General features: G+C 73.3%; 16 protein-coding genes. 9 read left to right on the top strand and 7 right to left on the bottom strand.

All coding sequences use genetic code 11. The features are described from left to right. Positions 1-49: 49 nt before the first annotated feature. Positions 50-2,950 carry an aminomethyl-transferring glycine dehydrogenase gene (gene gcvP, locus OG823_RS05085; protein WP_371477870.1) on the top strand — a complete coding sequence of 967 codons (2,901 nt, stop codon included), beginning with the start codon at positions 50-52 and terminating at the stop codon, positions 2,948-2,950. A 150-nt stretch (positions 2,951-3,100) separates the two neighbouring features. Here the strand turns inward: gcvP and OG823_RS05080 are convergent, their stop codons facing one another. After that, positions 3,101-3,292, bottom strand: coding sequence for a DUF5999 family protein (locus OG823_RS05080; RefSeq protein WP_371477869.1), 192 nt, complete (start codon positions 3,290-3,292; stop codon positions 3,101-3,103). A 351-nt stretch (positions 3,293-3,643) separates the two neighbouring features. After that, positions 3,644-4,234, bottom strand: a complete 591-nt coding sequence (locus OG823_RS05075) for a hypothetical protein (protein WP_371477868.1) — start codon at positions 4,232-4,234, stop codon at positions 3,644-3,646. 368 nt (positions 4,235-4,602) lie between these two features. On the opposite strand from OG823_RS05075, the gene OG823_RS05070 reads away from it, so the two are divergent. Continuing rightward, a complete protein-coding gene (locus OG823_RS05070) occupies positions 4,603-6,108 on the top strand; it encodes a glutamate--cysteine ligase (RefSeq protein WP_371477866.1) in 1,506 nt (501 codons plus the stop codon). Between the two features lie 39 nt (positions 6,109-6,147). Beyond that, positions 6,148-6,990, top strand: coding sequence for a CPBP family intramembrane glutamic endopeptidase (locus OG823_RS05065; protein ID WP_371477864.1), 843 nt, complete (start codon positions 6,148-6,150; stop codon positions 6,988-6,990). Between the two features lie 113 nt (positions 6,991-7,103). On the opposite strand, the gene OG823_RS05060 is transcribed toward OG823_RS05065, so the two are convergent. The 4 genes from OG823_RS05060 to OG823_RS05045 all read right to left on the bottom strand — a co-directional run bounded on the left by OG823_RS05060 (position 7,104) and on the right by OG823_RS05045 (position 11,507). Beyond that, complete coding sequence (locus OG823_RS05060; protein WP_371477862.1) at positions 7,104-8,417, bottom strand: MFS transporter; 1,314 nt, start codon at positions 8,415-8,417, stop codon at positions 7,104-7,106. Positions 8,418-8,482: 65 nt separating this feature from the next. Continuing rightward, complete coding sequence (locus tag OG823_RS05055) at positions 8,483-9,196, bottom strand: dienelactone hydrolase family protein (protein WP_371477861.1); 714 nt, start codon at positions 9,194-9,196, stop codon at positions 8,483-8,485. Between the two features lie 51 nt (positions 9,197-9,247). Beyond that, positions 9,248-10,666 carry a sugar porter family MFS transporter gene (locus OG823_RS05050; protein ID WP_371477859.1) on the bottom strand — a complete coding sequence of 473 codons (1,419 nt, stop codon included), beginning with the start codon at positions 10,664-10,666 and terminating at the stop codon, positions 9,248-9,250. 184 nt (positions 10,667-10,850) lie between these two features. After that, positions 10,851-11,507: a pyridoxamine 5'-phosphate oxidase family protein gene (locus OG823_RS05045; protein ID WP_371477856.1), complete on the bottom strand. Its 657-nt coding sequence runs from the start codon at positions 11,505-11,507 to the stop codon at positions 10,851-10,853. Between the two features lie 34 nt (positions 11,508-11,541). On the opposite strand from OG823_RS05045, the gene OG823_RS05040 reads away from it, so the two are divergent. Continuing rightward, positions 11,542-12,894, top strand: a complete 1,353-nt coding sequence (locus tag OG823_RS05040; protein WP_371477854.1) for an aminotransferase class I/II-fold pyridoxal phosphate-dependent enzyme — start codon at positions 11,542-11,544, stop codon at positions 12,892-12,894. 191 nt (positions 12,895-13,085) lie between these two features. Continuing rightward, positions 13,086-14,273 carry a GDSL-type esterase/lipase family protein gene (locus OG823_RS05035; protein WP_371477852.1) on the top strand — a complete coding sequence of 396 codons (1,188 nt, stop codon included), beginning with the start codon at positions 13,086-13,088 and terminating at the stop codon, positions 14,271-14,273. Positions 14,274-14,328: 55 nt separating this feature from the next. Here the strand turns inward: OG823_RS05035 and OG823_RS05030 are convergent, their stop codons facing one another. Further along, positions 14,329-15,687 carry an NAD(P)/FAD-dependent oxidoreductase gene (locus tag OG823_RS05030; RefSeq protein WP_371477851.1) on the bottom strand — a complete coding sequence of 453 codons (1,359 nt, stop codon included), beginning with the start codon at positions 15,685-15,687 and terminating at the stop codon, positions 14,329-14,331. Positions 15,688-15,814: 127 nt separating this feature from the next. Between OG823_RS05030 and OG823_RS05025 the strand changes: the two genes are divergently transcribed. The 4 genes from OG823_RS05025 (at position 15,815) to purB (ending at position 19,150) form a co-directional block, all read left to right on the top strand. Further along, complete coding sequence (locus OG823_RS05025; RefSeq protein ID WP_371477850.1) at positions 15,815-16,570, top strand: HipA family kinase; 756 nt, start codon at positions 15,815-15,817, stop codon at positions 16,568-16,570. Then, entirely contained in the window at positions 16,567-16,962 is a 396-nt protein-coding gene (locus tag OG823_RS05020) for a DUF3037 domain-containing protein (protein ID WP_371477849.1), read from the top strand. Before OG823_RS05025 ends, OG823_RS05020 begins: the two co-directional genes overlap by 4 nt. A gap of 81 nt (positions 16,963-17,043) precedes the next feature. After that, complete coding sequence (locus tag OG823_RS05015; RefSeq protein WP_371477848.1) at positions 17,044-17,547, top strand: MarR family winged helix-turn-helix transcriptional regulator; 504 nt, start codon at positions 17,044-17,046, stop codon at positions 17,545-17,547. 163 nt (positions 17,548-17,710) lie between these two features. Beyond that, positions 17,711-19,150 (top strand): adenylosuccinate lyase, encoded by a 1,440-nt coding sequence (purB, locus tag OG823_RS05010; protein WP_371477846.1) that lies wholly within the window; start codon positions 17,711-17,713, stop codon positions 19,148-19,150. Positions 19,151-19,167 lie beyond the last annotated feature (17 nt).

Genomic DNA, 19,167 nt, shown 5'->3' with positions numbered 1-19,167 from the left:
ACCGGCGTACGCGCCCCCGCCGGTCCGTGACCAGGAGGCCTCGACCACCATGAACGCCCAGCCGAACGCGGGTCACCCGCGCAGCTCCGCCACCCTTGCCGAGCTCGAGCAGGCCAGTCCCTTCGAGAACCGCCACATCGGCCCCGACGTCGCGGCGCAGGAGAAGATGCTCGCCCAGGTGGGCTACGGCTCCCTCGACGAGTTGTCCGCCGCCGCCGTGCCCGAGGCGATCCGATCCATCGACGGCCTCGACCTGCCGGCGGGCCACAGCGAGGCCGAGGTGCTCGCCGAACTGCGCGTGCTGGCCGCCCGCAACCAGGTCCTCACGCCGATGATCGGCCTCGGTTACTACGGCACCTTCACCCCGCCGGTGATCCTGCGCAACGTCATGGAGAACCCGGCCTGGTACACGGCGTACACGCCCTACCAGCCGGAGATCTCGCAGGGCCGCCTGGAGGCTCTGCTCAACTTCCAGACCGTGGTCTCCGACCTGACGGGCCTGGCGACCTCCGGTTCCTCGCTGCTCGACGAGGGCACCGCCGCCGCCGAGGCGATGGCACTGGCCCGCCGGGTCACCAAGGTCAAGGGCGGCGTCTTCCTGGTCGACGCCGAGACGCTCCCGCAGACCGTCGCGGTCATCCGGACCCGTGCGGAGCCGACCGGCGTCGAGGTGGTCGTCGCCGACCTCGCCGAGGGCATCCCGGCCGAGATCGCCGAGCGCGGCGTCTTCGGCCTGCTGCTCCAGTACCCGGGCGCCTCCGGTGTCGTGCGCGACCTCGCGCCCGTGATCGAGCAGGCCCACGGCCTCGGCGCCGTCGTCGCCGTGGCCGCCGACCTGCTGGCGCTCACCCTGCTCAGGTCGCCCGGCTCGCTGGGCGCCGACATCGCCTGCGGCACCTCGCAGCGCTTCGGCGTCCCGATGGGCTTCGGCGGCCCGCACGCCGGCTACCTCTCGGTGCGCGCCGAGTACGCCCGTTCGCTGCCCGGCCGCCTGGTCGGGGTCTCGGTCGACGCGGACGGCAACCGCGCCTACCGGCTCGCGCTGCAGACCCGCGAGCAGCACATCCGCCGCGAGAAGGCCACCAGCAACATCTGCACCGCGCAGGTGCTGCTCGCCGTGATGGCCTCGATGTACGCGGTCTACCACGGCCCGGACGGTCTCGCGGACATCGCCCGCCGCACCCACCGCTACGCCGCCGCGCTCGCGGCCGGCCTGCGCGCCGGGGGCGTGGAGCTGCTGCACGGCGAGTTCTTCGACACCGTCACCGCCCGGGTGCCGGGCCGCGCCGCCTCGGTGGCCGCCGCCGCGCGCGACCACGGCATCAACGTGTACCAGGACGGCGAGGACCTGGTGTCGGTCTCCTGCGACGAGACCACCACCCGCGAGCACCTGGCCGGTGTCTGGGCCGCCTTCGGCGTGGCCGTGGGCCCGGTCGACGAGACGGCCGACGCGCTGCCGGCCGCGCTGCTGCGCGAGGACGACTACCTGACCCACCCGGTGTTCCACAGCCACCGCTCGGAGACCGCCATGCTGCGCTACCTGCGCCGGCTGTCGGACCGCGACTACGCGCTGGACCGGGGCATGATCCCGCTGGGTTCCTGCACCATGAAGCTCAACGCGACGACCGAGATGGAGGCGGTGACCTGGCCCGAGTTCGGCCAGCTGCACCCCTTCGCCCCGATCGAGCAGGCCCAGGGCTACCTCACCCTGATCCGCCAGCTGGAGCAGCAGCTGGTCGAGGTGACCGGCTACGACGCCGTCTCGATCCAGCCCAACGCCGGTTCGCAGGGCGAGCTGGCCGGCCTGCTGGCGGTCCGTGCGTACCACCACGCCAACGGCGACACCCAGCGTGACGTCTGCCTGATCCCGTCCTCCGCGCACGGCACCAACGCGGCCTCCGCCGTGATGGCCGGCATGCGGGTGGTCGTGGTCAAGACGCTGACCGACGGCGACGTGGACGTCGACGACCTGCGGGCCAAGATCGAGCAGCACCGTGAGCAGCTCGCCGTCCTGATGGTCACCTACCCCTCCACGCACGGCGTGTTCGAGGAGACCATCACCGACATCTGCGCGGCGGTGCACGAGGCCGGCGGCCAGGTGTACGTGGACGGCGCCAACCTCAACGCGCTGGTGGGCCTGGCCAAGCCGGGCAAGTTCGGCGCGGACGTCTCGCACCTGAACCTGCACAAGACCTTCTGCATCCCGCACGGCGGCGGCGGCCCGGGCGTCGGCCCGGTGGCGGTCCGCGCGCACCTGGCGCCGTACCTGCCCAACCACCCGCTGCAGAGCGAGGCGGGACCGGCCACCGGCGTCGGCCCGATCTCGGCCGCGCCCTGGGGCTCCGCGGCGATCCTGCCGATCTCCTGGGCGTACGTCCGGCTGATGGGCGGCGAGGGCCTGAAGCACGCGACCCAGGTCGCGGTCCTGAACGCCAACTACATCGCCAAGCGGCTCGCGCCGTACTACCCGGTGCTCTACACCGGCCCCGGCGGCCTGGTCGCGCACGAGTGCATCATCGACATCCGTCCGCTCACCAAGGAGACGGGCGTGAGCGTGGACGACATCGCCAAGCGCCTGGTCGACTACGGCTTCCACGCGCCGACCATGTCGTTCCCGGTGGCCGGCACGCTGATGATCGAGCCCACCGAGTCCGAGGACCTGCACGAGATCGACCGGTTCTGCGCCGCGATGATCGAGATCCGCGCGGAGATCGAGAAGGTCGGCTCGGGCGAGTGGGCGGCCGACGACAACCCGCTGCGGGGCGCCCCGCACACCGCCGCGACGATGGCCGGGGAGTGGACTCGCGGCTACTCCCGACAGGAGGCGGTCTTCCCGGCCGGGGTGAACCCGGCGGACAAGTACTGGCCGCCGGTCAGCCGGATCGACGGCGCGTACGGTGACCGGAACCTGGTCTGCTCCTGCCCGCCGATGGACGAGTACGGCGCCTGACGGCCACGGTCGACGGGTGGCGTGCCGACGGGCCATGAGCCCCCGGGCACGTCACCCGGACCCCGGACGGGTGGGCCCCGGCGGAACCGATCCGCCGGGGCCCACCCGTCCGTCGTGGCCCGGCTCCGGCCCCCGGAGCCGGGCGGGTGCTCAGGCCGCGACGGCCAGCGGGCGGCGCGGGGCGATCACCCTGCCGTCGGGCAGCAGCTCGCCGGTGTCCTCGAAGAGCAGGACGCCGTTGCAGAGCAGGCTCCAGCCCTGCTCCGGGTGGCAGGCCACCGTGGCGGCCGCCTCACGGTCCTCGGAGTCGGCCGACGGGCACTCAGGACTGTGCTGGCACATGGGTCGTACCCTCGCTTCGCTTGCGATCCTCCCCGTGATGCGGTTCCGTCGGATGACCGTCGGGAGCCGCCGCGGTAGTCGGATCCTGTCCCGCCGGCCCCAGGTGTGAACCGGCGAATCTGTGGGTAGGACAGGTGGCCCTTCCACGCTGGATCCCAGTGTCGGCGCCGGACGGCCTTCGCGCAGCAATTTGGTGACATGCGCCACAACTCGTGCCCAGAGATCACCCGTTCAGATGGCTTCCGGTGGAAATACCTGCCGATCGGGCCACTCCTGTGATGGCCCGATCGGACCAGGCGCAGTAGCCCGATCGGTGGTTTCCCGGTCCCGGCCGGAGCGCCGGCGGCCGGGTCAGGAGAGCCCGAGCACCAGGGAGCCGGTCGAGCCGGTCGGGGCGGATCCGGGCGAAGGCGCCAGCACCGCGAGCAGATCGGCGGCCGGGTAGGCGCGGTGCGCGGTGACCCCCAGGGGCGCCGGCGCCAGCGGGATGAGCAGATCGCCGGCCGGGTCGGCGTCGGGGCTGTGCAGCCACAGCGCGGTCGCGTAGTGGCCGGGGAAGGTCAGCAGCCGGGGCTGTCGGCGGGTGCGCGAGACCTGGGCGAGCTGCCAGGCCTGGCGCAGCGCCCGGACCGTCGAGTCCAGGTACGGACCGGCGGTGAAATGGGAGAAGGTGTGCCCCTCGACGCCCTGGACCACCTCGGCCGCGGCGGCCACCTGGCCGCCGTCCTTGATCAGGAACCGCCAGCCCGTACGCCGTGCGGCCGTGAGCCGGGGGCGTGGGCCCTCCAGAACGTGGACGGCGAGCGGATGTGCGGGCAGCAGTGTGCCGGCGGGGTGGCGCAGCGCCGCGGCGGCGGGCTGGCGCAGCGCGGTCGGCGAGTCGAGCGCGGCCAGGACGGCGCGCAGGGCGCTCGGCGGCGGCTGGGGAGTCTGCAATGTCATGGCGGGGTCGCCTCTCCGTGAGAGATCGGCGTGCGAGTGCGGCATACCGGCGTGGCGTGTCTGGTGTGACGGAAACCTGGGCCGTGTCCGGTTGGGCATGATCGCGGTGCGGGCGCGGCTGCCGCCGTCGGGGCTCCGGTGGCGTCGTCGACGCCGGAGCGGTGGCAGACCGGGCTTGAGCGCAGTGCGAATTCTACTCGAACAGGTGCGCAGGGTGACCTGTTTATCACGTTCGGTGGCGCCGGGCAAGTCGGCATTCGACTGAAAGGGCGTCAGTTTCCTTGCGGCGCAGTGGGTTCGGCCCCATCGGGTATCGATCTTCCGGATGGGCATGATGCTTGCACGGTCGGCCTAGGAGGAGGGGACCCATGGGCGAGAAGGTCGTGGCCACGCGTGCGGACCTGTCGGACCGGCAGATGTACCGGCGCAAGCTCCAGTCCTGTCTCGACGTCCTGGAGCGGATGCTCGGTGAGGGCCGGTTCGACCGGCCCAGGGCCGTGATGGGTCTGGAGATCGAACTCAACCTGGCCGACGAGCAGGGCCAGCCGGTGATGCGTAACGAGCAGGTGCTCAGTGCCATCGCCTCCAGCGACTTCCAGACCGAACTGGGACAGTTCAACATCGAGGTCAACATCGCCCCGCACCGGCTCGGCGGCCACGTCCTGGAGGAGCTGCGCGAGGAGATCGACACCGGGTTGCGCTACGCCGACCGCAAGGCGGCCGAGGTGGGCGCGCGGATCGTCATGATCGGCATCCTCCCGACTCTGGAGAACGACCACACGGGCCTCGACTCGATGTCCCACAACCAGCGCTTCAGCCTGCTCAGCGACCAGATCCTGGCAGCCCGCGGCGAGGACATCGCGCTGGACATCGAGGGCGTCGAGCGACTGCAGCTGGAGTCGGTGTCGATGGTCGCCGAGGCGGCCGCGACCTCGCTGCAGATGCATCTGCAGGTTACCCCCGAGCGCTTCTCCTCGGTCTGGAACGCCGCCCAGGCGATCTCCGCCGCGCAGCTCGCGCTGGGCGCCAACTCGCCCTTCCTGTTCGGCCGGGAGCTGTGGGCCGAGACCCGTCCGGTGCTGTTCCAGCAAGCCTGTGACACCCGTTCGGCCGAGCTCAAGGCACAGGGCGTGCGCCCGATCACCTGGTTCGGCGAACGGTGGGTCGACTCCGCACTCGACCTCTTCGCCGAGAACCTGCGCTACTTCCCCGCGCTGCTGCCGATCTGCGACGACGAGGACCCGGTCAAGGTCCTCGCCTCCGGCGGCGCGCCCCGGCTCGCCGAGATGCGCCTGCACAACGGCACCGTCTACCGCTGGAACCGGCCGGTGTACGACGTCGCCGACGGCGTCGCGCACCTGCGGGTGGAGAACCGGGTGCTGCCCGCCGGGCCCACCGTCGCCGACACGCTGGCCAACGCGGCCTTCTACTACGGACTGGTCCGGGTGCTGGGCGAGCAGTCCAGGCCGATCTGGACCAGGCTCCCGTTCGAGCGGGCCGACGAGAACTTCCACACGGCGGCACGCCACGGCATCGACGCCGTGCTGCAGTGGCCGCGCGCGGGCCGGACCGGGCGCGGCGGCGGGCTCGGCGCCGTTGCGGCCGTCGATCTGGTGCTCAACGAACTGCTGCCACTGGCCCATCAGGGGCTCGACGAATGGGGCGTCGAGCCGGCCGACCGGGACCGCTACCTGGGGATCATCGAGCAGCGCTGCCTGCGCCGCACCAACGGAGCGGCCTGGCAGAGCGCCACCTTCCACCGGCTCTGCGACCATTTCGGGATGGACCGTCCGGCCGCGCTCGCCGCGATGACCCGGCGCTATGTGGAGTACATGCGCGCGGGCGAGCCGGTGCACACCTGGCCGATCGGGTGAACGCGGGGTGACCCGGGGATCTCACGCCCGTATGGAAGGATGATCGCCCCGGTGGTCGGCCGACCACCGGGGCGAAGCCCGCCCGCTGGAGCCGCCGTGACCGTCTCGACCGAACCCGAGGCCAAGCCCCTGTCCCGCCGGCTGCTCGGCACGGAGCTGCTCGTCGTGCTCGGTCTCTCGCTCGGGGCCAGCGGTGTCGGCGCCCTGATCAGTTTCGCCGGCTCGCTCACCCAGCCGCTCGCGCTCGGCCAGCAGGTCGCCACGCTCAACAGCTCCCGCGCGCCCGGCCGCCCCTGGCTCGACCTGGCCTGGCAGCTGTACTACATCGCGCGCGGTCTGATGCCCGTCGTCCTCGTCGGCTACCTGCTGGTGCGCGAGGGAACCTCGCTGCGGGTGCTCGGCTTCGACCTCACCCGCAAGCTCCGCGACCTCGGCCGAGGCACTGCGGTCGCGGCCGCGATCGGCGGCTCCGGACTGGCGCTCTACCTGCTCTCGCAGGCGGCGGGCTACAACCTGACCGTCGCCCCCTCCGGCCTGCCCGACGTGTGGTGGCGGATCCCCGTCCTGATCGCCTCGGCCTGGCAGAACGCCATCCTGGAGGAGGTCATCGTCCTCGGCTACCTGCTGCGCAGGCTGGGGCAGCAGGGCTGGGGGTGGCCGGCGATCGTCGTCACGAGTGCGGTGCTGCGCGGTTCGTACCACCTCTACCAGGGGGTCGGCGGGTTCGTCGGCAACATGGTGATGGGCGCGGTGTTCTGCCTGCTGTACCGGCGCTGGGGGCGGGTGATGCCGCTGGTCGCCGCGCACGCGCTGATCGACACGGTGGCCTTCGTCGGCTACGCCCTGCTGGCCGGCCACGTCAGCTGGCTGCCCACCGGCTGACCTCCCCGAGGCGTCCGGCCGTCACGGGTGTGCTGGGCAGGGCGCCGTCCAGGACGGTTCAGGACCGGCCGCCTCCCCGCCCGCCGCGCCCCGCCGGCGCCCGGTGCTCGTGCTCACCCCACGGTCGCCGGGGTGTTCCCGGGCCCGCCGACCGGGCCGGCCGCGCGGCGGCCGAGCCGGCGGACCTGGGGCTCCGCCAGCACCACGATGCTGAGCAGCACGGTCAGCGCCGCGCAGAGCCAGAGCGCGCCGCCCAGGCCGAGCGCGGTGGCGGCCGGTCCGGCCAGGGCGGTGCCGAGCGGGGCGAGGGCCAGCGAGCCGAAGGCGTCGTACGCGGACACCCGGGACATCGTCGCGGCCGGGATCTCCTGCTGGAGCGCGACCATCCAGTTCACGCCGAAGACGGTTACCCCGGCGCCCGAGAGGAACATCGCGAGCGCCAGGACGGGGAGCGGCGCCGCCACCGCCAGCGCCGCGGCCGGCAGGGCGAACAGGAACACGCCGTGGTTGCCGACCAACAGGATCCGGCGCGGACGCCAGCGCACCATCAGCAGCCCGGCCAGCACCAGCCCCGCTCCGTCGGCGGCCAGCGCGAGGCCCCAGTCCCGGGCGCCGCCGAGCCGCTGCTCCGCGACGATCGGCCCGTACACCGCGTCGACGGCGCTCACGCAGGCCATCAGGACGGAGAACTGCAGCACTATCACCCAGAGCCAGCGCCGCGACGCGAACTCGTGCCAGCCCTCGCGCAGTTCGTGGATCATGCCGTCACCCCGGCCGGCGCCGCGCACGCCGCCGGGCGTGGCTGCGCCGCCGGTGCCCCGTCCGGCCGCCGGTGGGACGTCGAGCAGGACCCGCAGGGCCGCCGCCACCAGGAAGCCGAGCGCGTCCAGGGCGAGCACCCAGCCCGGTCCGGTCGCGGCGGTGAGGGCGCCGCCGAGGGCCGCCCCGCCGATCTGGGCGCCGTTGAGGGCCATCCGGTAGACCGAGAACGCCCGCGCGGCGTGCTCCCGCGCGACGGTCTGCATGAGCATCGCCCCGGCAGCCGGGCCGTAGAACGCCTGCCCGGCGCCGCCCGCCGCCGAGAGCAGCACCAGCTCCCAGAGCCGCGCCGTGCCCGTCAGCACCAGCGCTGCCAGCGCGGCCTGGGAGAGCGCGTTGAAGGTGTTGGCGGCGACCATCACGTGATGGCGCGGCAGCCGGTCGGCCAGTGCCCCGCCGACCAGGAGCAGCAGGACCAGGGGTACCAGCCGGGCCGCCGTCACGTAGCCGATCTCGGTGGTCGAGCCGCCCGTCGCGAGCACGGCGAAGGCGGTGGCGATCGGCGCGCCGGCGTTGCCCAGACCGCTGATCACGGTCGCGGCGGTCTGGATGCGGTAGTTTCGCCCGGCCCAGCCGGGACGGCGGGAGCGGGGGTCGGGGTTCTGCATCCGGGTGACTATGGCCGCGAAGCGGTCAGGTGTCCAACCGATTGAGACCCCTGTCGGGCGCGGCCTCAGCCCAGGTGCCCCCAGAGGAAACCGAGGGTGCGCCGCCAGGCCGTCCGGGCCTGCAGCGCGTCGTGGTTGCCGCCCGGGTTCTCGTCGTTCATGAAGGCGTGCCCGGCCGGGTAGAGGTGGATCTCCGGGCGGCGGTCGGTGGCCTCGCCGATCCGGATCGCCGCCTCGTCCACGGCCGTCACCGGGATGGACCGGTCGTGCTCGGCGTAGTGCCCGAGCACGTGCGCGGTCAGACCCCGGTAGTCGAAGGCGGGGTCGCGGGGCAGCCCGTAGAACGGCACCACCGCGGCGACCCGGTCACCCTGCTGCGCCGCCAGCACCAGGGCGAACCCGCCGCCCATGCAGAACCCGACCACGCCGACCGCGTCGCCCACCACGGCCGGGTGCTCCAGCAGCAGGTCCACGGCGCCGCCCAGCTCCCGGGCCGCCCGCTCCGCGGGCAGGGCGTCCAGCAGCCGGGCCGCCTCGGCCCGGTCGTGCGTGGTGGCGCCGCCGTACAGGTCGGGTGCCAGCGCGACGAACCCCTCGGCCGCGAACCGCTCCGTCATCGCGGCGATGTGCGGGGTGAGGCCCCACCACTCCTGGATCACCACCAGCCCGGGGCCGGCGCCCTGGGGCGGCAGCGCGAGGTAGCCGTGCGCCTCGCCCCCGGTGGCCGGGCCGCCGGTCGGGAAGGTGACGTGTCGGCGGGAGCCGATCCGGTCGGGCATCGCTGTCTCTCCTGGGGGAGGGGCCGGGGCGGGAACGGCGGCCGGTGGGCGTCAGCCCATCGACTCCAGGGAGCGTCCCTTGGTCTCCTTGATGCAGAAGGCCACGAACGGGATGGAGAGCAGGGCGAAGGTGGCGTAGATGACGTACGTGGCCGACAGGTTCCAGTCCGCGAGGTCGGGGAAGGTGACGGTGATCGCCCAGTTGGCGATCCACTGGGCGGAGGCGGCCACCGACAGGGCCAGCGCCCGGATCCGGTTGGGGAACATCTCGCCGAGCAGCACCCAGACCACCACGCCCCAGGAGAAGGCGAAGCAGAACACGAAGACGTGCGCGGCGACCAGGGCCGTGGTGGCGTACGAGTCGGCCAGGGTCGCGGTGTCCCCGGTCCCGACCCGGTGCGAGAACGCCCAGGCCGCGAGTCCGAGCGAGAGGGCCATGCCCGCCGAGCCGGCCAGTGCCAGCGGCTTGCGCCCGATCCGGTCCACCAGGGCGATCGCGACCACCGTGCCGACCACGTTGACGATCGAGGTGGAGAGGCTGATCAGCAGCGAGTTGCTCTCGTTGATGCCGACCGACTGCCAGAGGAACGAGGAGTAGTAGAAGATCACGTTGATGCCGACGAACTGCTGGAAGACCGAGGCGCCGATGCCGACCCAGACGATCGGCAGCAGTCCGAACCGCCCGCCGAGCAGATCCCTGAGCCGGGGCTTGCGCGAGGAGTCGAGCACCGAGCGGATCTCGGCCACCCGGGCGTCCAGGTCGATGCCCTCGCCCTCCACCTCGAGCAGGACCTTGCGCGCCTGCTCCTCGCGCCGGTCGGCGATCAGGAAGCGCGGCGACTCGGGAATGGACAGCGCCATCAGGCCGTAGACGACGGCCGGCACCGTTTCGACGCCGAGCATCCACTGCCAGGCCTGGATGCCGGCCAGGTGGCCGGTCGACTCCCCGCCGGCCGCCTCGTTGAGGGCGTAGTTGGCCAGCTGGGAGACGGTGATGCCGAGCACGATCGCCAGCTGCTGGAACGAGGCGAGCCGGCCCCGGTAGGCGGTCGGCGCCACCTCGGCGATGTACGTCGGCGCGATCACCGAGGCGATGCCGATCGCCACGCCGCCGACCACCCGCCAGGTGGCGAGCACCTGGATGCTCGGGGGGAACATCGAGCCGACGCCGCTGAGCGCGAACAGCGCGGCGGCCAGCAGCATGGTCTTCACCCGGCCGAGCCGGTCGGCCAGGCGCCCGGCCACCACCGCGCCGGCGGCCGAACCGAGCAGGGCGATCGCGACCACGAAGGCGGTCTCGCCGTTGCCCACGCCGAAGTGCTTCTGGATGCCGGTGACGGCGCCGTTGATGACGGCGCTGTCGTAGCCGAAGAGGAAGCCGCCCATCGCCGCGGCCGCCGAGATGAAGACGACGTGTCCGAGATGCGCCTCGCCGGATGCGCTGGGGGATTTGGTGGTGGACACGACCATCTCCTGGGAGTGCGGCGGCCCGCGCGGCCGAGTGGACAGGATTCGTCTCACATTCGATCAGGCGGGTGACCCGGACGCCCCATTTCGAGCTGATCGGGCGACATGTCGCACCGGTTCATCGCCCGTTCGGCGCAGCACCGGGCCCCCGGTCGCCGAGGCGGACCGGGGGCCCGGTGCCCGGCCCTCAGCGGAAGTCGCGCAGGTACGCGGGCAGCGGCACGGTGGTCGCGGGGCCCGGCTCGGGTGTTCCGTGCACGGTGGCGACCGGGATCACGCCGGCCCAGTACGGCAGGCCGAGGTCGGCCTCGTCGTCGCCCGGGCCGGCCGCGCGGCGCTTGGCCGAGACCTCGTCCAGGTCCAGTCGCACCACGGAGGTGGCGGCGATCTCCTTGGCGCTCGGCCGCCGGACGTCCCCGGAGCGCCCGGGGATCGCGTGGTCGACCAGCGCGTCGAGCGCGACGGTCAACTCCTCGGGGTCGGTGACCTGGTGGGCGATGCCGTGGGCCACCACCGAGCGGTAGTTGACGGAGTGGTTGAACGCCGACTTGGTGAGCACCAGCGCGTCGACCTGCGTGACGGTCACGCAGACCGCCAGGCCCGGGTCGGCGGCGCCGCGCAGCGGGCGGCTGCCGGTCGAGCCGTGCACGTAGAGGCGGTCGCCGACCCGGGCGTAGAGGGTGGGCAGGACGACCGGCGCGCCGTCGGCGACGAAGCCGAGGTGGCAGATGTACGCGCTGTCGAGGATCGCGTGGATCTCCTCGCGCTCCCAGGTCGCCCGGTCGCGGTAGCGGGTGGGGGTGGTGCGCGCGGTGCGGGCGTAGTCCGTGGTGCCGTCCGACATGACAACCTCTATGTACTAGTGCATAATCACGTTTGTGCTAGGAGATTATCCGATCAAAGGGCGTCGTGCCAGCGATATCGCCGCCGGCATCGAAGCGGGCGTCAGCGCCGGCCACCTGACGCCGGGGGAGGCCCTGCCGCCACTGCGCGAGCTGGCCGAACGGCTCGGCGTCAACCCCAACACCGTGGCCGCGGCCTACCGTCTGCTGCGCGATCGCGGCGTGATCGAGACGGCCGGACGCAAGGGCAGCCGGATCCGCCCCCGCCCCGCCGTCACGCCCCGGGACCAGATCCGCATCCCCGTGCCCCCGCACGCCCGCGACCTCTCGACGGGCAACCCCGATCCCGCGCTGCTGCCCGCGCTCGGCCCGGCCCTCGCCGTCGCGGCCGCCGCCGCCGACCGGGCCCCCGTCCTGTACGGCGACCCCTCGGCCGACCCCGGCCTGCTGGAGCTCGCCCGGGCCTCGTTCCGCGCCGACGGCGTCCGGGAGGGCACCCTCGCGGTCGCCTCCGGCTCGCTGGACACCGTCGAACGGATCCTGGCGACCGTGCTGCGCCCCGGCGACCGGGTCGCCGTCGAGGACCCGGGCTGGGGCAGCCTGCTGGATCTGCTGCCCGCGCTCGGGCTCAGGCCGGTGTCCCTCCGGTTGGACGACGAGGGCCCGCTGCCCGACTCGCTGGCCGCCGCCCTGGCCGCCGGCGTCCGCGCGGTGATCGTCACCGGCCGGGCCCAGAACCCCACCGGCGCCGCCCTCACCCCCCGGCGCGCGGCCGCGCTGCGCGCCGTCCTCGCCGCGCATCCGGACGTGCTGCTGATCGAGGACGACCACGGGCACGGCATGGTCGACCAGCCCTACCAGCCGCTGGCCGGGGGGCCGGCGGGCGAGCCGGTCGTGACGCGCTGGGTCGTGGTGCGCTCCGCCGCCAAGGCCTACGGTCCCGATCTGCGCCTGTCGGTGGCGATCGGGGACGAGGACACGGTCGGACGGCTGCTGGGCCGTCAGCGGCTGGGCGCCGGCTGGGTGAGCCTCCTGCTGCAGCGCACCGTCGCCGAACTCTGGCGCACCGACGCGGCCCCCGCCCGGCGGGTCGCCGCCGCCTACCGGGCGCGCCGCGACGCGCTGCTCGGCGCCCTGGCCGCGCACGGCATCGAGGCGCACGGCGTCAGCGGCGTGAACGTCTGGGTGCCCGTCCAGGACGAGTCCGGGGCGGTCGCCGCGCTGGTGCAGTACGGCTGGGTGGTCTCGCCCGGCGCTCGGTTCCGGCAGCACTCGCCGCCCGGCCTGCGGCTCACCGTGGCCGACCTCGCGCCCGAGGACGCGCCCCGGCTGGCCGCGGACCTGGCGGCGGTGCTGGGCGCGCGAGGCGGTGACACCCGGCGGGTCTGAGTCCGGCGGGCCGCCCGGCCCGGCCGGTGCGCGACACGGTCCGGTCACGCGGCGAGAAAGTCGCTGCAGATACCTAGCGGTAACAAGCGCGGGCATGTCATGTTCTCTGCGCCACCGGCCGGCGGCCCACCCTCACCCGCGCGTCCCGCCCGCACCACCTTGCGGACGGGACCGACCGCAGGAGTCCCGCCGTGCCCGAAACCGTGCCCGAGAGCCGTCACCGCACCGCAAGAACCCCCGGAGTCCGGCGGCTGCTCGCCGCCCTCCTCGCCCTGCCGCTCGCCGCCTCCGGCCTGCTGGCCGCCGCCGTCCCCGCGCACGCGGCCACCGGCCCGACGGCCTCCGTGGCGATGGGCGACAGCTACATCTCCGGGGAGGCCGGCCGTTGGAGCGGTAACAGCGACACCACCACCGGCAGCAGGGCCGGCACCGACCGGGCCTGGACCGGCACCGGCTACGACCCGTCCCGGGTCTACGGCGCCACGTACGCGAGCGGGTGCGACCGCTCGGACGTCGCCGAGGTCCGCAGCGCCCCCGCCGTCGCGCAGAACCGGATCAACCTCGCCTGCTCCGGCGCCACCACGGCGAACGTCTTCCGCTCCGGCCACGGCGGGCAGTCCTTCAAGGGCGAGGCCCCGCAGGCCGACCAGCTCGCCGCGGTGGCCGCCGCGAACAACGTCAAGCTGATCACGCTGTCGATCGGCGGCAACGACCTCGGCTTCTCCGACGTGATCACCACCTGCGTCAAGGACTACCTGATCTGGTACTCCTACTGCAACGACGACCAGCAGTCCGCCATCGACGCCAGGATGGGCGCCGCGATGGCGGGCGTCGGCAAGTCCGTGGACGAGATCAGGGCCGTGATGGCCGGCGCCGGCTACGCGGCCGGGGACTACCGGATCGTCCTGCAGTCGTACCCCTCCCCGATCCCGCGCAGCAGCGAGATGAGGTACGCCGAGAGCGGCTGGGACCGCGCCGACATCGGCGGCTGCCCGTTCTGGGACGGCGACGCCGACTGGGCCCGGGACTCGATGGTGCCGCAGATCTCCGACGCGCTGGCCGGGGTCGCGAGCGCCAAGGGCGTGCAGTTCATGGATCTGCGGGACATGCTCCAGGGGCGCGAGGTCTGCGCCCGGGGCGCCGCGCTCGCCACCGCCGCCGCCCCGCCGTCGGCCACCACCAGCGAGTGGGCGCGCTTCGTGGACGCTGGCCTGAGCGCCTCGCAGGGCACCACCCAGGAGTCGATGCACCCGAACCTCTACGCGCAGCTCGCGCTGGGCCGCTGCCTGACCCTGCTGTACGCGAGGACGTCCGGTGACTACGCCTGCCGCAACACGGCGGGCCGCGACGCCGGCGGGATGTACCTGACGGCGAGGTAGCCCGGCACGCCGTCGGTGCCCGTACCCGTGGGGCGGGTACGGGCACCGACGGGGGTCAGCCCTTCGCGAGCAGGGCCTGCGCGTGCGCCTTGACCTGGTCCTTGGTCAGGTACGCGTCGGTGTACTCGAAGTCCTGCAGCCGGGCGGGCTGGCGGGCGAGGAAGCCGGTCCGGACGAAGTCGTCGCCCGCCGTGGCGTTCAGCATCCAGTTCGCGCCGACCCGGAACTTGGCGACGTTGGTGCGCATGGCCATCAGGTGGTAGCCGCGCGCCACCAGCTGCGCGGGCACCCCCTGGAGCTCGACGCCGACCGGCTTGGAGACCGCGTCCTTGCCGCCGAGGTCCACCACCAGGCCCAGATCCTTGTGGTAGTAGGGCTGCAGCGGCTGCCCGCGGAGCGAGGAGATCACGTTGTCGGCCACCGCCCGGCCCTGCCGGGCGGAGTGCTGGGCGGTGGGCGGGCAGACCGCGCCGTCGCCCTTGGCGAGGTCGGGTACGGCCGCGGCGTCGCCGAGGGCGAAGACGCCCTCGAACTGCGGCACCCGCATCTCCGCCGTCACCGCGACCCGCCCGCGGACCGTCTCGACGTCCAGCGTGCCGATCAGCGGGCTGGCGGCCACTCCGGCCGTCCAGATCAGGGTGCGGCTGGGCAGCACGCGTCCGTCGGTGAACTTGACGGACTCGGCGCCGACCTCGGCCACCGACACGCCGAGCGACACCTCGATGCCCCGGGCCCGGAGGATCTTCAGGGCCGTCTCACCCAGCGTGTCGCCCAGTTCGGGCATCAGCTTGGGGGCGATGTCGATCAGGTGCCACTTGATCTGGGCCGCGTCCAGCCGGGGGTAGCGGCGGGCGGCGGCGGTGGTGAGCCGCTGGAGGCAGGCCGCCGTCTCGGTGCCCGCGTAGCCGCCGCCGACCACCACGAACTGCAGCCGGGACTCCCGCTCGCGCTGGTCCAGGGTGGCGGAGGCGAGGTCGAGCTGGGCGATCACGTGGTCGCGGACGTAGGCCGCCTCGGCGAGCGTCTTCATACCGCGCGCGTAGTCGGTCAGCCCCGGGATGTCGAAGGTGCGGGTGACGCTGCCGGGCGCGAGCACCAGGTGGTCGTAGCGCTCCGCGACCACCTCGTCGGTGATCTTGCGCACCACGCAGACCTTGGAGCGCGGATCGATCCCGATCGCCCCGCCGGGGACGATGTGGGTGCGCCGCAGCGTGCGTCGCAGCGAGACGGCCACCGACTGCGGGGTCAGCACACCGGCCGCGACGTGCGGCAGCAGTGGCAGGTACAACTGGTAGCTGAACGGCGTGACCAGGGAGATCTCCGCCTCCGAGGGCGCGAGCTTGCGTTCCAGGCGGCGTGCGCATTCCAGTCCGGCGAAGCCGCCGCCCACGATCAGGATCCGAGGTCGTTCCATCGTTCATCCCTTACAGTGCTGGTCCGAGACGTACCAGGACAACTGTTCGCCACACTCGCACGGACCAACCCGGCCTGCCACCGCTGCGGTGCGGACGGTGGACCTGACGGATCGGTAGGGTGGCCGGGTGCTCTCCGAGGTGACGGCGGTCCGCTATGTGACGCCACTACGTGAAGGCGGCTCGATGCCGGGCCTGGTCGAGGCCGACGACCATCGGCTCTACGCGCTCAAGTGGTGCGGGGCCGCGCAGGGCCGCAAGGCGCTGGTCGCCGAGGTGCTGGCCGGCGAGCTGGGGCGCCGGCTCGGTCTGCCCGTACCGGAGCTGGTCCTCGTCGACCTCGACCCGGTGCTCGCCCGCAGCGAGCCCGATCCGCAGGTCCAGGAGCAGATGCGGGCCAGCGGCGGAGTGAACCTCGGAATGGCCTTCGTCAGCGGTGCGCTCAACTTCGACCCGCTCTGCTTCGACGTGGATCCGGAGCTCGCCGGCCAGGTGCTCTGGTTCGACGCGCTGATCGGCAACGTCGACCGCTCCTGGCGCAACCCCAACCTGCTGGTGGCCACGGGCGGCCTTCGGCTGATCGACCACGGCGCCAGCCTGATCTTCCATCACCACTGGGCGGGCGCGGCCGGCTGGATCCGGCGCCCGTACGACGCCGGGGACCACGCGCTGCTGCGGGCCCGCCCGGACGTCGCGGCGGCCGACAAGGCCCTCGCGCCGCTCGCCGAGGAGGCGCTGGCCGGCGCGGTCGCACGGATCCCCGACGTCTGGATCGAGGACGAACCCGGCTTCGACTCGCCCGAGGCGGTGCGCGCCGCCTACCTCGCGCAGCTGACCGCGCGGCTGGCGGGCCCCCGCGACTGGCTTCCGGAGGTGGCGGCGTGATCGGTGCCGAGGACGTGCTGCACGACTACGAGTACGCCGTGCTCCGCGCCGTGCCGCGGGTCGAACGGGGGGAGTGCGTCAACATCGGCGTGCTGCTCTACTGCCGCCACAGCGCGTACCTGGGCGCCAGGACCCACCTCGACCAGGGAAGGCTGCTCGCGCTCGACCCGGTGGCGGACGTGGCGGGGGTGCGACGGGCGCTGCACGGCGTCGAGGCGGTCTGCGCGGGCGAGCTCGCGGCGGGCCAGGACGCGCCGGACAGCCCGGGGCAGCGCTTTCGCTGGCTCACCGCGCCGCGCAGCGCCGTCGTCCAGCCCGGGCCGGTGCACACCGGTCTGACCGCCGAGCCCGAGGCCGAGCTGCGCCGGCTCTTCGACCAGCTGGTGCTCTGATCCGGGCCGCCGGTGCGGGCCGGGTCCGTTGCCATCGTCAAAGCTGGAGTTGCTGAACCTTTTGTGCGTACCCTTGCGCCCATGGGTTCGACGACGACCACCGCAGCGACCACCATCGCAGCGACCAGCACCGCAGCCACCGGCGCGGCAGCGACCGGCACCACCGCACCGACCACCGCGGAACTGATGGAGGCGGTGGCGGCAGTCGGAACCGCCTACTTCCAGGACTTCGCGGGAGCGGCGGCCCGGCACGGGCTCTCCTCCTCGCAGGCCAAGGCGCTGGGCGCGGTGCACGAGCCGGTGCCGATGCGCGCCCTCGCGGGGCGGCTGGGCTGCGACGCCTCCAACGTGACCGGGATCGTGGACCGGCTGGAGGCCCTCGGGCTGGCCCACCGGGAGGCGGCGGCCGGCGACCGGCGGGTGAAGATCGTGGTCATCACCGAGCAGGGCCGGGAGATCCTCGACCTGATCCGGGCCGAGATGGCCCGTACCCACCGGGCCTTCGACGCGATGAGCGAGGAGCAGCGGCTCGCCCTGCACACGATCTGCCGCCAGGTGCTCCCGGTCCTCACCGGCCGGGCCTGACACCGCGCGGCACTCCGTTCGGCGCCGGGCCGCGCCGCGCCGGCGCGCGGAGCGTCGGGCGTACGGCCCGCGCCACCCGCGCAACCCGTCCCGGCGGGCGCCCGGACCGGCCGGACCCGGGCGCCGACGAATCGGCTGACCTCGGCTGTTAGGCTTGCGAAGCGTGAGCGCGAAGCCCCAGATCCCCAATGTCCTGGCCTCCCGGTACGCCTCGGCGACCCTGGCCCAGCTGTGGTCCCCCGAGCACAAGGTGGTCCTTGAGCGCCACCTGTGGCTCGCCGTCCTGAAGGCCCAGCAGGAACTCGGTGTCGAGGTGCCCGCCACCGCCGTCGCCGACTACGAGCGCGTCCTCGACCGGGTCGACCTCGAATCCATCGCCGCGCGTGAGCGCGTCACCCGACACGACGTGAAGGCCCGGATCGAGGAGTTCAGCGACCTCGCCGGCCACGAGCAGATCCACAAGGGCATGACCTCTCGGGACCTCACCGAGAACGTCGAGCAGCTCCAGATCCGCCAGTCCCTGCAGCACGTGCGCGACCGTACGGTGGCGGTGCTGGTGCGGCTCGGCCGGCTCGCCGCCCAGCACTCCGAGCTGGTCATGGCCGGCCGCTCGCACAACGTGGCCGCCCAGGCCACCACCCTCGGCAAGCGGTTCGCGACCGTGGCCGACGAGCTCCTGGTGGCGTTCAACCGCCTGGAGGAGCTGATCGCGCGCTACCCGCTGCGCGGCATCAAGGGGCCGGTCGGCACCGCCCAGGACATGCTGGACCTGCTGGGAGGCGGCAGCGAGGGAACGGCCAGGCTCGCCGAGCTGGAGCAGCGGGTCGCGGGCCACCTCGGCTTCGACAACGTGCTGACCAGCGTCGGCCAGGTCTACCCCCGCTCGCTGGACTTCGAGGTGCTCTCCGCGCTGGTCCAGCTCTCCGCCGCGCCCTCCAGCCTGGCCAAGACCATCCGCCTGATGGCCGGCCACGAGCTGGTCACCGAGGGCTTCAAGGAGGGCCAGGTCGGCTCCTCCGCGATGCCGCACAAGATGAACACCCGCTCCTGCGAGCGCGTCAACGGCCTGGCCGTCATCCTGCGCGGCTACGCCTCGATGACCGCCGAGCTCGGCGGTGACCAGTGGAACGAGGGCGACGTCTCCTGCTCCGTGGTGCGCCGGGTCGCGCTGCCGGACGCCTTCTTCGCCTTCGACGGCCTGCTGGAGACCTTCCTGACCGTCCTCGACGAGTTCGGCGCCTTCCCCGCCGTGATCGAGGCCGAGCTCGACCGCTACCTGCCGTTCCTCGCCACCACCAAGGTGCTGATGGGCGCGGTACGGGCCGGGGTCGGCCGGGAGACCGGCCACGAGATCATCAAGGAGCACGCCGTCGCCTCCGCGCTGGCGATGCGCGCCGGCGCCCGCGAGAACGAGCTGCTGGACCGCCTGGCCGCCGACGAGCGGATGCCGCTCGACCGCGCCGGGCTGGACGCGCTGCTCGCCGACCGGCTCTCCTTCACGGGGGCGGCCGGGGCGCAGGTCGCCGAGGTCGTCCGCCGGGTCGAGGCCGTCGCGGCCGCGCACCAGGAGGCCGCCAAGTACGCCCCCGGTGACATTCTCTGACGTTGGGTCAGACTCCG

The organism is Kitasatospora sp. NBC_00315 (assembly GCF_041435095.1).
Taxonomy (GTDB): domain Bacteria; phylum Actinomycetota; class Actinomycetes; order Streptomycetales; family Streptomycetaceae; genus Kitasatospora.
This window is presented reverse-complemented; position numbering and strand designations above follow the sequence as displayed.